The sequence below is a fragment of the Arthrobacter sp. TmT3-37 genome (assembly GCF_054510835.1).
In genome coordinates this window covers 311,816-324,403 of the sequence record NZ_JBTNDU010000001.1, presented here as the reverse complement: position 1 = coordinate 324,403, position 12,588 = coordinate 311,816, and the positions used below count along the sequence as shown (strand labels likewise).

At 65.5% G+C, this 12,588-nt stretch carries 13 protein-coding genes; 5 read left to right on the top strand and 8 right to left on the bottom strand.

Annotation, left to right across the window (positions count from 1 at the left end; genetic code table 11):
• The first annotated feature begins 32 nt into the window (after positions 1–32).
• The 4 genes from rpsK to ACX80U_RS01425 all read left to right on the top strand — a co-directional run bounded on the left by rpsK (position 33) and on the right by ACX80U_RS01425 (position 3,248).
• Positions 33–434, top strand: coding sequence for a 30S ribosomal protein S11 (gene rpsK / locus ACX80U_RS01440; RefSeq protein ID WP_026531448.1), 402 nt, complete (start codon positions 33–35; stop codon positions 432–434).
• Between the two features lie 151 nt (positions 435–585).
• Positions 586–1,596, top strand: coding sequence for a DNA-directed RNA polymerase subunit alpha (locus ACX80U_RS01435; protein WP_055769255.1), 1,011 nt, complete (start codon positions 586–588; stop codon positions 1,594–1,596).
• Positions 1,597–1,660: 64 nt separating this feature from the next.
• A complete protein-coding gene (gene rplQ, locus ACX80U_RS01430; protein ID WP_133082420.1) occupies positions 1,661–2,263 on the top strand; it encodes a 50S ribosomal protein L17 in 603 nt (200 codons plus the stop codon).
• 22 nt (positions 2,264–2,285) lie between these two features.
• Positions 2,286–3,248 (top strand): tRNA pseudouridine(38-40) synthase TruA, encoded by a 963-nt coding sequence (locus ACX80U_RS01425; RefSeq protein ID WP_133082421.1) that lies wholly within the window; start codon positions 2,286–2,288, stop codon positions 3,246–3,248.
• 66 nt (positions 3,249–3,314) lie between these two features.
• Here ACX80U_RS01425 and ACX80U_RS01420 read toward each other — a convergent pair whose 3' ends face one another.
• Together ACX80U_RS01420 and ACX80U_RS01415 are read right to left on the bottom strand one after the other, a co-directional pair.
• Positions 3,315–3,947 carry a prepilin peptidase gene (locus ACX80U_RS01420; RefSeq protein WP_459267173.1) on the bottom strand — a complete coding sequence of 211 codons (633 nt, stop codon included), beginning with the start codon at positions 3,945–3,947 and terminating at the stop codon, positions 3,315–3,317.
• 1 nt (position 3,948) lies between these two features.
• Positions 3,949–5,640, bottom strand: a complete 1,692-nt coding sequence (locus tag ACX80U_RS01415) for a sensor histidine kinase (protein WP_459267172.1) — start codon at positions 5,638–5,640, stop codon at positions 3,949–3,951.
• 196 nt (positions 5,641–5,836) lie between these two features.
• On the opposite strand from ACX80U_RS01415, the gene ACX80U_RS01410 reads away from it, so the two are divergent.
• A complete protein-coding gene (locus ACX80U_RS01410; RefSeq protein ID WP_208739013.1) occupies positions 5,837–6,637 on the top strand; it encodes a response regulator transcription factor in 801 nt (266 codons plus the stop codon).
• Positions 6,638–6,698: 61 nt separating this feature from the next.
• Here ACX80U_RS01410 and ACX80U_RS01405 read toward each other — a convergent pair whose 3' ends face one another.
• From ACX80U_RS01405 to cpaB, 6 genes are all read right to left on the bottom strand, one after another.
• A complete protein-coding gene (locus ACX80U_RS01405) occupies positions 6,699–7,076 on the bottom strand; it encodes an Hpt domain-containing protein (RefSeq protein WP_459267171.1) in 378 nt (125 codons plus the stop codon).
• A 169-nt stretch (positions 7,077–7,245) separates the two neighbouring features.
• The gene (locus ACX80U_RS01400; RefSeq protein ID WP_459267170.1) at positions 7,246–8,130 is read right to left on the bottom strand and encodes a type II secretion system F family protein; all 885 of its coding nucleotides are present in this window, start codon (positions 8,128–8,130) and stop codon (positions 7,246–7,248) included.
• A gap of 10 nt (positions 8,131–8,140) precedes the next feature.
• The gene (locus ACX80U_RS01395; protein WP_459267169.1) at positions 8,141–9,070 is read right to left on the bottom strand and encodes a type II secretion system F family protein; all 930 of its coding nucleotides are present in this window, start codon (positions 9,068–9,070) and stop codon (positions 8,141–8,143) included.
• An 11-nt stretch (positions 9,071–9,081) separates the two neighbouring features.
• The gene (locus ACX80U_RS01390) at positions 9,082–10,617 is read right to left on the bottom strand and encodes a CpaF family protein (RefSeq protein ID WP_459267168.1); all 1,536 of its coding nucleotides are present in this window, start codon (positions 10,615–10,617) and stop codon (positions 9,082–9,084) included.
• Positions 10,614–11,813, bottom strand: coding sequence for an AAA family ATPase (locus ACX80U_RS01385; RefSeq protein WP_459267167.1), 1,200 nt, complete (start codon positions 11,811–11,813; stop codon positions 10,614–10,616). The genes ACX80U_RS01390 and ACX80U_RS01385 overlap by 4 nt, the downstream gene beginning before the upstream one ends.
• On the bottom strand, positions 11,810–12,580 hold the full coding sequence (cpaB, locus tag ACX80U_RS01380; protein ID WP_459267166.1) for a Flp pilus assembly protein CpaB: 771 nt from the start codon (positions 12,578–12,580) through the stop codon (positions 11,810–11,812). The genes ACX80U_RS01385 and cpaB overlap by 4 nt, the downstream gene beginning before the upstream one ends.
• Positions 12,581–12,588 lie beyond the last annotated feature (8 nt).

Sequence of the window (12,588 nt, the reverse complement as noted above, 5' to 3'; positions counted from 1 at the left end):
ATGCTTTACCCAATACCTTCGTAGGAGAAGTAATGCCCCCCAAGACTCGTGGAGCGGTTCGTAAGCCGCGTCGCAAGGACAAGAAGAACATCGCGCTCGGTCAGGCGCACATCAAGAGCACCTTCAACAACACCATCGTGTCCATCACGGACCCCAGCGGAGCGGTCATCTCCTGGGCCTCCGCCGGTGAGGTCGGCTTCAAGGGCTCACGCAAGTCGACTCCGTTCGCTGCGCAGATGGCTGCAGAAGCTGCTGCCAAGCGCGCCCAGGAGCACGGCGTCAAGAAGGTCGACGTCTTCGTCAAGGGTCCGGGATCGGGACGCGAGACCGCCATCCGCTCGCTGCAGGCCACCGGCCTCGAGGTCGGCTCCATCTCCGACGTCACCCCGAGCGCGCACAACGGCTGCCGTCCGCCCAAGCGCCGCCGCGTCTAGTCCGCTCTTCGGCCGCCGCACCGCCTTGCAGGAACCACCGGTTCCGGCAGGGCGGTTCGGTGCCGTTCCGAGCAGCTTTTGAGCCGGCTCACCAGCAGTCCCGCCCATACAGAAGCGTCATATAGCGGATGCTTCCTGAAAGGAAATGTAAGTGCTCATTGCACAGCGCCCCACCCTGACTGAAGAAGTAGTCGCCGACAACCGCTCACGGTTCGTCATCGAACCCCTCGAGCCCGGCTTCGGCTACACCCTCGGCAACTCGCTCCGCCGCACGCTGCTCTCCTCGATCCCCGGTGCCGCCGTTACCAGCATCCGCATCGACGGCGTGCTGCACGAATTCACCACGGTCCCCGGGGTGAAGGAGGATGTCACCGAGATCATCCTGAACATCAAGAACCTCGCCGTCTCCTCGGAGCACGACGAGCCCGTCGTCGCCTACCTGCGCAAGCAGGGCCCCGGCGTCGTCACCGCCGCGGACATCGCGCCCCCCGCCGGTGTCGAGTTCCACAACCCGGACCTCCACATCGCGACCCTGAACTCGAAGGGCAAGTTCGAGCTCGAACTGACCATCGAGCGCGGCCGCGGCTACGTGTCCGCCTCGCAGAACAAGTCCGGCGACTCCGAGATCGGCCGTATCCCGGTCGACTCGATCTACTCGCCGGTCCTGAAGGTGACCTTCCGCGTGGAAGCGACCCGTGTCGAGCAGCGCACCGACTTCGACAAGCTGATCGTCGATGTCGAGACGAAGGACGCCATCGCCCCGCGCGACGCCGTCGCGTCCGCCGGCACCACCCTGGTCGAACTGTTCGGCCTCGCCCGCGAGCTGAACACCGCCGCCGAGGGCATCGAGATCGGCCCGTCGCCGACGGACGCAGCGCTCGCTGCCGACATGGCACTGCCGATCGAGGACCTCGAACTGACGGTCCGCTCGTACAACTGCCTCAAGCGTGAGGGCATCCACTCCGTGGGTGAACTCGTTGCGCGCTCCGAGGCGGACCTCATGGACATCCGCAACTTCGGTGCGAAGTCCATCGACGAGGTCAAGGCGAAGCTCGTCGAGCTCGGTCTCTCCCTGAAGGATTCCCCTCCAGGGTTCGACCTTGCCGCCCGCGCTGCTGCCATCGAAGAGGACGACGCCGCCTACGGCGACGAAGAGCTCTAAAACGCTATCTGTCCGCCCGCCGCTGGGAAGCGGCGGGACGGACACCTAATGAGGAGAAATAACCATGCCCACACCCACCAAGGGCCCACGTCTCGGAGGCGGTCCGGCGCACGAACGCCTGATGCTCGCCAACCTGGCCGCCTCACTGTTCGAGCACAAGCGCATCACCACCACGGTGACGAAGGCGAAGCGCCTCCGCCCCTACGCCGAGCGTCTCATCACGTTCGCGAAGAAGGGTGACCTCGCGTCGCGTCGCCGCGTCCTCGGCGTCATCAGCAGCAAGAGCATCGTCCACGAGCTGTTCACGGACATCGCACCGGCTGTCGCCAACCGCGAGGGTGGCTACACCCGCATCACCAAGATCGGCAACCGCAAGGGCGACAACGCCCCCATGGCCGTCATCGAACTGGTGCTGGAGCCCATGTCCGCGAAGCAGTCCGTCGTCGCCGAGGCCGAGCAGGCCAAGGCTCCCGCCGCTGCAGCCGCGCCCGTCGCCGAGTCCGTGGACTCGCCCGAGTCGGCAGACTCCGTAGATTCGGCCGAGTCGGCCGAGTCGGCGGCTTCCGCCGAAGAGGTCGCCGCCGAGGAGACCACGGTCGACGCCGAAGCAGGCTCCACCGACGAGGTCGTCGTCGTCGAAGGTTCCGTCGAGGACGAGAAGAAGTAATTCTTCACTCCTGACGCACACCATGACCACGCCTGAGCCCGCCGTCCCCCCAGGGGGCGGCGGGCTTCTGCGTGTCCGCCTCGATATCTCCTACGACGGCGGGCCGTTCTCGGGATGGGCCCTCCAGCCCGGGTTCACCACGGTGCAGGGCATCCTCGAGGACGCCCTCTTCACGCTCCTGCGCCGCCCTGCCCGGCTCACGGTGGGCGGACGGACCGACGCCGGTGTCCACGCCCGCGGCCAGGTGGCCCATGTGGACCTCACGCTGACCGAATGGGAGGGGATGGCGCGTGGCCGTGCGGTCGACCCGGCGGATGCCTTCCTGCGCCGCCTGACAGGCACGATCAACCGGGTGCTGACCGACGGCACGACCGGCCGTGGCCGATCCGTGCGGAACTCCGTCCCCGCCGTCGTCGTGCGATCCGCCACGCCTGCACCGGCAGGGTTCGACGCACGCTTCTCCGCGCTCTGGCGCCGCTACAGCTACGCGATCGCGGACACCACGTCGGGGCAGGATCCCCTCCGCCGGCACACGACGCTCTGGTATCCGGCGCCGCTGGACGTGCGGCTGCTCAATGAGGGAGCCGGGCACCTGCTCGGGATGCAGGACTTCGCTGCGTTCTGCAAGCCCCGCGAGGGCGCCACCACCATCCGGGAGCTGCAGCGCTACGAGTTCGTCCGGGGGCACGACGGCGTGATCACGGCGACGGTGCAGGCGGACGCGTTCTGCCACAACATGGTCCGCGCGCTCGTCGGGTCGACGCTGCGCGTGGGGTCGGGGGAGATGCCGCCGACGTGGCTGGCCGAGCGGCTCGCGGCGCGGGTCAAGGACGCCCGATCGATCCTGGCCGCTCCGCATCCGCTCGTGCTCGAGGAGATCGCCTATCCCGGCGACGACCAGGTGGGCGAACGCGCAGCCCTGACCCGGTCCCGACGCACGGCCGCGCACCTCCCGGCGTCGCAGGATCCGACCGCCGACGACTGAGAGCTCCTGCCCGATGATCCGGGGAGGACCCCCACCGGAGGAGAACCCTCGGTCGGCCGCTGTCACTCACCCGAGCAGCACGAAACTCCCGAAGCAAGCGAGCAGCATCCCCGGCCCGAAAGGGAAGGTGGAGCCGCGTGATCCGCGCCGCAGCAGCAGCACGGCGATACCCGCCAGTCCGCCCAGGAGGAACCCGCCGAGGAGGGTGCCCATCCAGGCGGCAGCGCCCGCCCAACCGCCGTAGACGCCGAGGACGGCGGCGAGCTTGACGTCGCCCATGCCCATGCCGGCCGGGGAGATGAGCGCGAGGACGAGATAGACCGTGAAGAGTCCGGCACCACCCATCACGGCGCCCAGCAGGCCGCTCCAACGGCCGCTGCCGACCGCGGCAAGGACCACCAGGGGGGCGGTAGCGGCCGTGAACCGCAGCAGGACCGCGTTGGGCAGGAGTTTCGAGCGCGCGTCGATCGCCCCGAGCAGCACGCCGAACGCCGCGAGGACCGCTACGAGCGGGAGGTTCCAGGACGGCCCGACGAGCGCGGCGCCTCCTCCCGCCAGCACTGCCGCCAGAAGCGCCAGGGGCAGGCGGAGGGAACCGGGCAGGTCGATGCGGGCATCCCTGCCGGCGAGGGGGAACAGCGCGTAGGCCAGTGCCGCGGCGACGACGGCAGCGGCTACGGCCGTCAGGGCGGGGACCACCTTAGACGGACTCCTCGAGGGAATCCTGGTGCATGCGGCTCACTTCGCCGTTGGCCGGCAGCGTCACCGTGAAGCGGCTGCCCTTGCCCGGTGCGCTGACGCAGTCGATCGAGCCGCCGTGGCTCTCCACGATCGATTTCGTGATGGCCAGCCCGAGCCCGGCTCCGTCGATGTCGGCCCGGCGGGCGGCCGGTGTCCGGTAGAAGCGTGAGAACACCTGCCGGGCCTCCTGCTCCGTCATGCCCATGCCGTGGTCCTCGACGTGGAGGTCGATCGTCGACTCCGTCTCCTCCGCGCGGACATTCACCACGCCGCCGTCGGGGGAGTACTTGATGGCGTTGGAGAGCAGGTTGTCCAGCACCTGGGAGATCCGGAGGGGATCGATCAGGGTCCAGAGGGGGCTCTGCACGTCGGACTTGAGTTTGACGTTGTTCTTCTGCGCGCGCAGCCGGTTCGACCTGACGCTCATCTCGATCAGGGCTGCCAGGTCCACGGGACGCGGATGCACCCTCACGCGGTCTCCCGCGGTGGAGAGGAGGTCGGCGACGAGGTGCAGCACCCGCTCGGCATTGCGTCCCGCCACGTCGACGTAGCCCTTGAGGTGGGAGGGCAGGGGATGCTCGTCCTCCATGACCAGCTCCAGGTAGCCGAGCACGGAGGTGAGCGGGGCATGGAACTCGTGGGAGATGTTGGAGATGAAGGCGTCCTTCGCGGAGACCGCCTCCACCAGTTCGGTCACGTCGCTGCAGGCGACGAGGGCGCCGGTGATGCGCCCGTCGGCGTTCTTGATGGGCCGTGCGGCGGTCGAGAGTGCGCGCTGCGCGTCACCGTCGCCCACCCAGATCAGCTGGTCCGCGAAGGTCTCACCCGTCAGCGCACGGTAGATCGGTCGCCGGTCCACGGTCAGGGGGGTGGTCCGGTCCGGCCCGAAGAGCAGGCTGCCGTGCTCCTCGTCGTCGTCGTGGCCGGCGGCCAGCCTGTTGAAGAGCTCCTGCTGCCGGTTGGTGAGCGTGGTGTTGCCGTGGGCATCCACGGCGGTGAGCCCGACGTCGACCGTGTTGAGGATCGCGGTCAGGACGCGTTCGCGGTCTATGGCGGCCCGCAGGAGGTCGTTGAGTTCCCGGTCCTTGCGTTCGATCTCGACCTCGCGTGTCTGCGCGTTGAGGCTCATCACGCGGATCGTGACGCCGATGCAGAGCATGACGATCGGCAGCAGCAGGATCCCCAGGTACGAGCGGATGAGCGCCGGGTCGAAGGTGCCCCACAACGGCCACGCCGTGATGAGCAGGGAACCGAGCACGGTGAGTGTCAGGGACGCCCATATGGGCAGCGAGGAGCGCATGAGCCAGAGGACGGGGAAGATGGCGAGGACGCCGAGAGCCGGCTGGGTCTCCGATGCGCCGGTCCGGATCAGGGCGATCGCGATGAAATCGAGCACGGGGACGATGAGCAGGCTGCCGGCCGGCAGCTCACGCCAGGGGACGACGAGGCAGATGGCCAGCAGCACCAGGATCATCGAGAAGCCGAGCTCGAACGTTCGGTTGGACATCAGTCCGGGCCGGAGGAGGGGCGCCGTGACACCGATGACCACGACGATCAGTGTGAGGGGGATCTGGCACAGCACGAATGAACGACTGATGGTGATCCTCGATGCCGTAGCGCGCAGCCACGCTGCACTGACATCCCTAGGCACGCACTATCCAAGGAAAGGTGAAACCCCGCATGCTGAACAACTTCCCGACGCTGAGACCTACGTACTGCCTACCATTATGTAGCCCAATCCGCGTTTTGACCGGAACCCGGCGCAAATCGGCTGCGGAGACAGGCACAATGGGATTCATGACGGATCGAACGGGCTTCAGAGCAGGCCACATGGGGGCGGGAGTCGAATGAGCGACCCGGGAGTTGCAGTGGTCATCGAGGACGACGCCGACGTGCGGAACCTCGTGGCTGCGGTCCTGAAGCAGTCGGGCTTCACCGTGCACCTGGCACCCAACGGACGGACCGGTGTGGACCTGGTCCGCACGCACGACGCGACGGTGGTGACGGTCGACGTGGGTCTGCCGGACATCGACGGGTACGAGGTCCTGCGGCGCATCCGGAGTTCCAGCAACTGCTACGTGGTGATGCTGACCTCCCGCGGGGACGAGCTGGACACGCTCACCGCCCTGCAGTCCGGGGCCGACGACTACCTGACCAAGCCTTTCCGCCCGCGGGAGCTCCGCGCGCGGATCGCGGCCATGCTCCGACGTCCCCGTGCGGTCCCCGAACCGGTAGCGGTCTCCCCGGCGGCCGTGTCGGTTCCCGCGCCTGCTGCGGCTGCTGCTCCGGCTGCTCCCGCGCCGGCACCTGAGCCGTCCCCGGTCCTCGAACACAACGGACTGGCGCTGAACACCGCCGCCCGCACCGTCGTCGTGGACGGGCGGGACCTGCCGCTGACGCGCAGCGAGTTCGACCTGCTGGCCGAGATGCTGCGGAGCAGCGGGGCCGTGAGGACCAAGGCAGACCTGGTGAGGGTGGTCCGTGGGGACTACTACGGCGAGGACACCTACATCAGCGATTCCGACGAGCGGGCCATCGAGGTGCACATCGGGAACCTCCGCCGGAAGCTGGACGAGGACCCGAAGAACCCCCGGTGGCTGCAGACCGTCCGCGGCGTGGGCTACCGGCTCACGCCTGCCCGTCCCTGATCGCCCTACCCCCCGGCGGCCTGCAGGCGGAACTCTTCGAAGCGATGTCCCAGACGACGTCTCAGGCCGATGCGAGGTAGCGGGACTCGAGCTCGTCGATGGTGTCCATGCCGCAGCGCTCGATCGCTGGAAGTGCCCTCCGGGCCGTATCCAGGTCCGCCGAGGTGACAGCGGTCTCGAAGCTCGCAGCCATCGCGGAGAGCCGCGCTGCGCCGACCATCGTCGACGAGTTGCGCAGGCTGAGGGCGGCATCGATGGCGGCGGGCAGGTCCCGGTTCCCCACGGAGCTGGAGAGGCGGAGGTAGCGATCCTCGAAGCCCGTGATGTAGTCGCGAGCGAAGGCCCGAGCGGGTTGGGGGTCGTTCAGCTGTCGCTCGAGCTGGGACAGCACGGTGAGGTCCACCAGTGGCAGGACCTTCGGGGTAGCGTTCGGAAGCACCATGTCAGGCTACGGCCGGAAGCCGATGAGATAACGGGAATCGGCTGATGCTGAGGGATAACTGCGCAATTGCTTTCCTGTTCTCCTGATTCGGTGCGGAGGCCCAGCGCTCTTGAGGGAAACCGGCAGCGGACCGACAGATGTGACCGGTTCCCATGTCCTACGCCTTTCACATTCCGCCGAACGAATGCATCAGATTGATGACGGCGGGGCCAAGAATCACGATGAACATCACTGGGAAAATGAAGAGCATCAAAGGGAACAGCACCTTGACGGGAAGCTTCATCGCTTTCTCCTCCGCACGTTGTCGACGCTTGACCCGCGATTGTTTGGCTTGCGCACGGAGCACCTTCGCGATCCCGATGCCGTACTTGTCGGCTTGCACGATTGCACCGACGAAGCTCTTCAGGTCCGGCACCGACGAGCGTTGCGCCAGCGCCTGATACGCCTCACGGCGCGGGCGGCCTACCTGAAGGTCCTGCAGGGTCCGTGTGAGTTCCTGGGCCATCGGGCCTTTGCCGTTGGTTGCTGCACGGGCCATCGCTGCCTCGAATCCGAGTCCGGCTTCGACCGAAATGAGCATTTGGTCGAGTGTGTCCGGCAGTTCGGTCTGGATGGCTTCCTGGCGCTTGATGCCTGTGTTGTAGACGAGCAGATCCGGGACGAAATAGAAGAGGATCGTGACGAAGAGGCCCAACATGACGACCCCGAGTGTGGGGGCGCTGCTGAACAAGAGGAGCCCGAACATGATGCCGACAATCGCGAGGAGCGGTTTGGCGACAATGATCTTCTCGAGCGGCATCGCGGCCGGCCTGCCCGCGAGCGCGAGCCACGCATCGATCTTCACGATATAGGCCCTCGGAGTCAGCCTGCGGGCGATGTCCGTCAGAGCCGAAGAGACACCTCGAGCTTGATCGTTGCGTTCTCCTATGCCCCGATTCAGGTTCGCATGGATGGCCGCTACTGCCTTGCGATCGGATGTGGAGAGGGACCAGCCCAGCCATGCGACGGGAAGGACGACGCTCGCGGCGGCGCACCAGACAAGGAGTGACATCGGGTGGCCCCTAGAACTTGATCTTGATGATGCGGCTCAACCAGAAGCCGCCGATGGCGTACATGACCACCGCGGCGATGATCATGAGAATGCCTAGAAGGTTCTCGACAAGAGCGAGGATGTAGGGCGGATTGATGACGGCGAACAACAGTGCGATTCCGACGGGCAGAGCCATCAGGATGTAGGCGGACATCTTTCCCTCGGCACTGAGTGCCCGAACCTGGCCCTTGATCTGGCTCCGTTCCCTGATGGTTTCGAGGACATGCTCGAGGACCTCGGCGAGGTCACCTCCGACCTCCCTATGGATCTGGATGGCCTGCGCGATCCACCGGAAATCTTCGCTGTTCATGCGGAGAGCAGCCTCCTCGATTGCGAGGTGCGAATCCTTGCCGATCCTTGTTTCATTGACGATGCGGGCAAGTTCTTCCGACGAGGGGGCCTCGGCCTCTGCGGCTACTGCATCGATCGCCCGCATCACGCTGTGTCCTGCCCGTAGGCCGCCGATCAGGGTCTGGATGGTGTCGGGAAGTTGAAGGTCGAAAGTGGCCCTTCGTTTTTCACGCTTGACGGAGAGCGCCATCCTGGCAGCCAGCGGCACGATCAATGCGATCAACAGTCCGAGCAAAACGTGAGAAAGGACGCCGACGAGAAGTCCCGCGACGACAGCTACCGACAGCACGAAGACGGTGAAGTCTGCCGGTTTCATCTTCACGCCCGCGTCATACAGCAAGTCCTTCCCATACAGCCCGCTCGAACCGCCCAAGGCGTCATCGACTGCTCCTACAGTCGTCGAGCTGACCCGACTGAAGACGGACAGCTCGGCTGGAACGCCGGGACGCCTGCGACTCAAAGGAACACCACCAGCGCGCGGCTTGATGACCACGACGAAGACCAGCAGCAACGAGAAGAAACACAGGAGCATCCCGAACCCCAGGATCATGGGTGATTCCATCACCGCTTTGCCACTCCCCGGTGGGCTGTAGCGAAAACACCCGGAGAAACATGAATCCCGAGTTCTTCGAACCGGTCGAGAAAGCGAGGACGGATACCGGTGGCCATGGGACGGCCGAGGAAACGTCCCTGCGCATCCATACCTGCCGAATAGTCGAAGAGGAAGGCGTCCTGCAGGGTCACGATCTCCCCCTCCATGCCTTGCACTTCCGTTACGTGGGTGACGCGCCGGCTTCCGTCGCGCATGCGCGTCAGTTGGATGATGAGGTCGACGGCGGAGGCAATCTGTTCACGAATGGCCCGAAGGGGTAGATCCATTCCCGCCATCAGGACGAGAGTCTCGAGGCGTGCGATGGCATCACGCGGGGAGTTGGCATGGACGGTAGAGAGGGAGCCGTCGTGTCCCGTGTTCATCGCCTGCAGCATGTCAAGGGCTTCACCACCGCGGCACTCGCCCACGATGATCCGGTCTGGGCGCATTCGGAGTGAGTTCTTGAGCAGTTCACGTATGCCGACAGCACCCTTGCCCTCGATGTTGGCCGGACGGCTCTCGAGCCGAACGACGTGGGCCTGCTGCAACTGCAGTTCGACAGCATCCTCGATGGTGACAATGCGATCGTCATCGGGGATGAAGCCGGAGACGACATTGAGCATCGTGGTCTTTCCGGTGCCGGTTCCACCCGAAACGATGATGTTGAGCCGGGCCTTGACGCACGCGTCGAGGAGTTCGGCCATCTCCGGGGTCAGAGAGCCCCATGCCAGGAGATCGTTGACAGTAATGGGCACCTGCGCGAATTTCCGGATGGTGAGCGAGGGCCCGTTCACGGCAAGGGGTGGGATGATCGCATTCACGCGTGAACCGTCCTCCAGCCGCGCATCGACAAGGGGCGACGATTCATCGATGCGGCGTCCCACCTTTGACACGATCCGTTCGATGACCTGTCGGAGGTGATCATCGGAGGTGAAGCGCAGGTCGGTCAGGGTGAGCCGTCCCTTTCGCTCGACGTAGATCTGCTCTGAACTATTGACCATGATCTCCGTGATCGACGGGTCTTCCAGGAGTCGTTGCAGCGGGCCGTATCCCATGACCTCATCGGCGATCTCGCGAATGAGGCGTCGGCGCTCTTCCGGTGATAGGGGCACTTGTTCCTCGTCGATGACTGCAGACAATTCCTCCTTCGCAATCTTCCGTAGCTCCTCCTCGGAGACCGATGCATCACTGAAGCGGCTGCCCATGCGTTCGAAGAGCGCCGCGGCAGCCCGCTGCTTGAGTCCACCGAGTGCGTCGACGACAGGAGCGGCTCCCTGCGCTCGGTGACCGGAGTGGCTTGCAGCCGGGCCGGCGACGCGGGCTGAGAGGGTTGAGGGCGCAGCTGTCGCCGGGGTGATGTCGGATGGGATTGGGAGACCGGTGGCCGATGCCGGGGACGTTGGGGTAACTGCCAGAGGAGGCTCGGATTCGCTCTCCCGCGCGCTCTCGGAGGGAGGGCCGGGCGGCGGTCCCGAAACCTTGCTCAGGCGCTCTGAGAGCTTCATGCGACCACCGCGCGGCGATGCGCTTTGCGCTGAGCAACGGCCGCCAGGGCCGGATCGAAGCGATCAACGAGCTTCTGAAGTCCCCGGTAGGCGGCGTCCTTCCCCCCTGCCTGCAGAACGGGTATGCCGCGATTCGTCGAGAACGGCAAGCTTCTCGACCGGGGAACGACTACGTCGACGGGAACGCCCAGCGTGGCTTCGACGTCACGAACGCTTAATCCGCTCTTACGGTCAGCGAAGTTGAGCACGGTGTGACGGTTCTGTGGAAGGAGCTGAAGATCGCTGAGGACGCTGAAGCACTTATGGAGACCTCGGACGCTCGGTACGTCCATGCCACAGATCCAGACGCCATCGGTCGCCAGTTCGAGAGTCGCGAGGCAATGCTCACCAAGCCCTGGAGCCGTGTCGACAACGACATAGCGGAACTCGGTGGCGAGCTGGTTGATGAGGTGTGTGACATGTTCTGCAGTGATGTAGTCGGAGTCGGCCGGCGAACGCGGTGCGCACAGGGCATAGATTCCTGCGGGATGAACGGTCAGGAATGCCTTCAGAACCATCGAGTCCTGGGCGGCAGCACCATGCACTGCTTCGGTGATGCTGTGCTCGGGCTCGAGCATCAAGCCGGTAGCCACGTCCCCGAACTGGAGGTCCAGATCAAGGAGGACCACGCTCATCGGATCGATCTTCCCCAGCCCGATAGCAAGGTTGGTGGCTACGGTCGTCTTGCCGACTCCGCCCTTCGGCGACATCACTGCGATGACGCGTCCACGCGCGTGGTCATTCTCGGTCTGCTGACCACTGTTGCGCCGACGCCGTTCGGAGGCGGCGCAGGCCCGCTGCAGGAGTGCCTGTAGCTCATTCAGGTCGATCTCGGCACTGATGACGTCGCGGATACCCGACCGCATCGCGCCCAGCATGACATCAGGGGTCGCGGGTGCGGCAAGGACCAGGCTGATGTCGGGGTACTGGATATCGAAGATGGCGGCAAGGGCCAGCGCATCTTCCGGTCTCACTCCGGGGCCGAAGATCAGGACGTCCGGCTGACCGCCCGTGACCTGCTGCAGGAGCGCGTCCGGGACGAGGAGGACGGCCTCCGGCGGGAGCGTCTGTAGGTCTCCCGGCAGGACGCCGGCGATGGCTTGGCGGACCCGACTCTCGAAGTCCCGCACAGCGGTGATGATCACGAACCTGCTCATTTGACGACCTCGGGGATGGTGATAACCGGCGTATCCGCTTCTTGAGAGGCGTCGGATTCTTTCGTGAACCAGATACTGCCGAATTCTGCCCCGAAGATGATTCGACCAGCGTCAAGGTCGTTCACCGCGAGAGTGACAAAAGCAGAACCGGTGGGCATGGCGACAGCGTCTGCCCCGGCGCCGGCGGAATCCTCCGCCTCCGGCGCAGCCTGCTGCACGGCGGTGACCAGGACGTTCTGGAAGTTGAGATTTGTGTACTGCTTGAAGCCGATCATCTCATCGGGCAGACGCTCAAAGTCCGGCGCTTCCTCTTCCAATTCGCCGGAGATATAGACGCCGACCCGATCCCCTGCACTGATCCTCGCGCCCAGCATGCGTTCGGGAGCGAGGAGTACAGTCACCTCTTCCAGGCCGTCGGGAACAGGCACGGTACCCGGTGCGAAGTCTTCGGGCTTGACGAGGCGTTCCGCGAGCAGCTGCTCGCCCGGAAGGAGGTCGACTGCCGTAATTCTGGTTTCCTGCCCTTCGAGAGTTGTCAGGGCGAGCGGCACAACCGCCGACTTGACCAGCGATTCCGAGGTCACCATGGTGCTCAGTTCGTCGACCGGGGTGCCGGCGGGGACGCGCTCCTGCACCACCAGTACCTCGGTGGGGGAGAGCCCCTCCTGGGCGCGGCTATCGGCTGCCCCCACATACAGGACGAGAAGGGCCGTTCCCATGACTGCCAGAACGAGTGCTGCGAGACCTCCGATGAGTCGTGTCTTCACAACCGGCA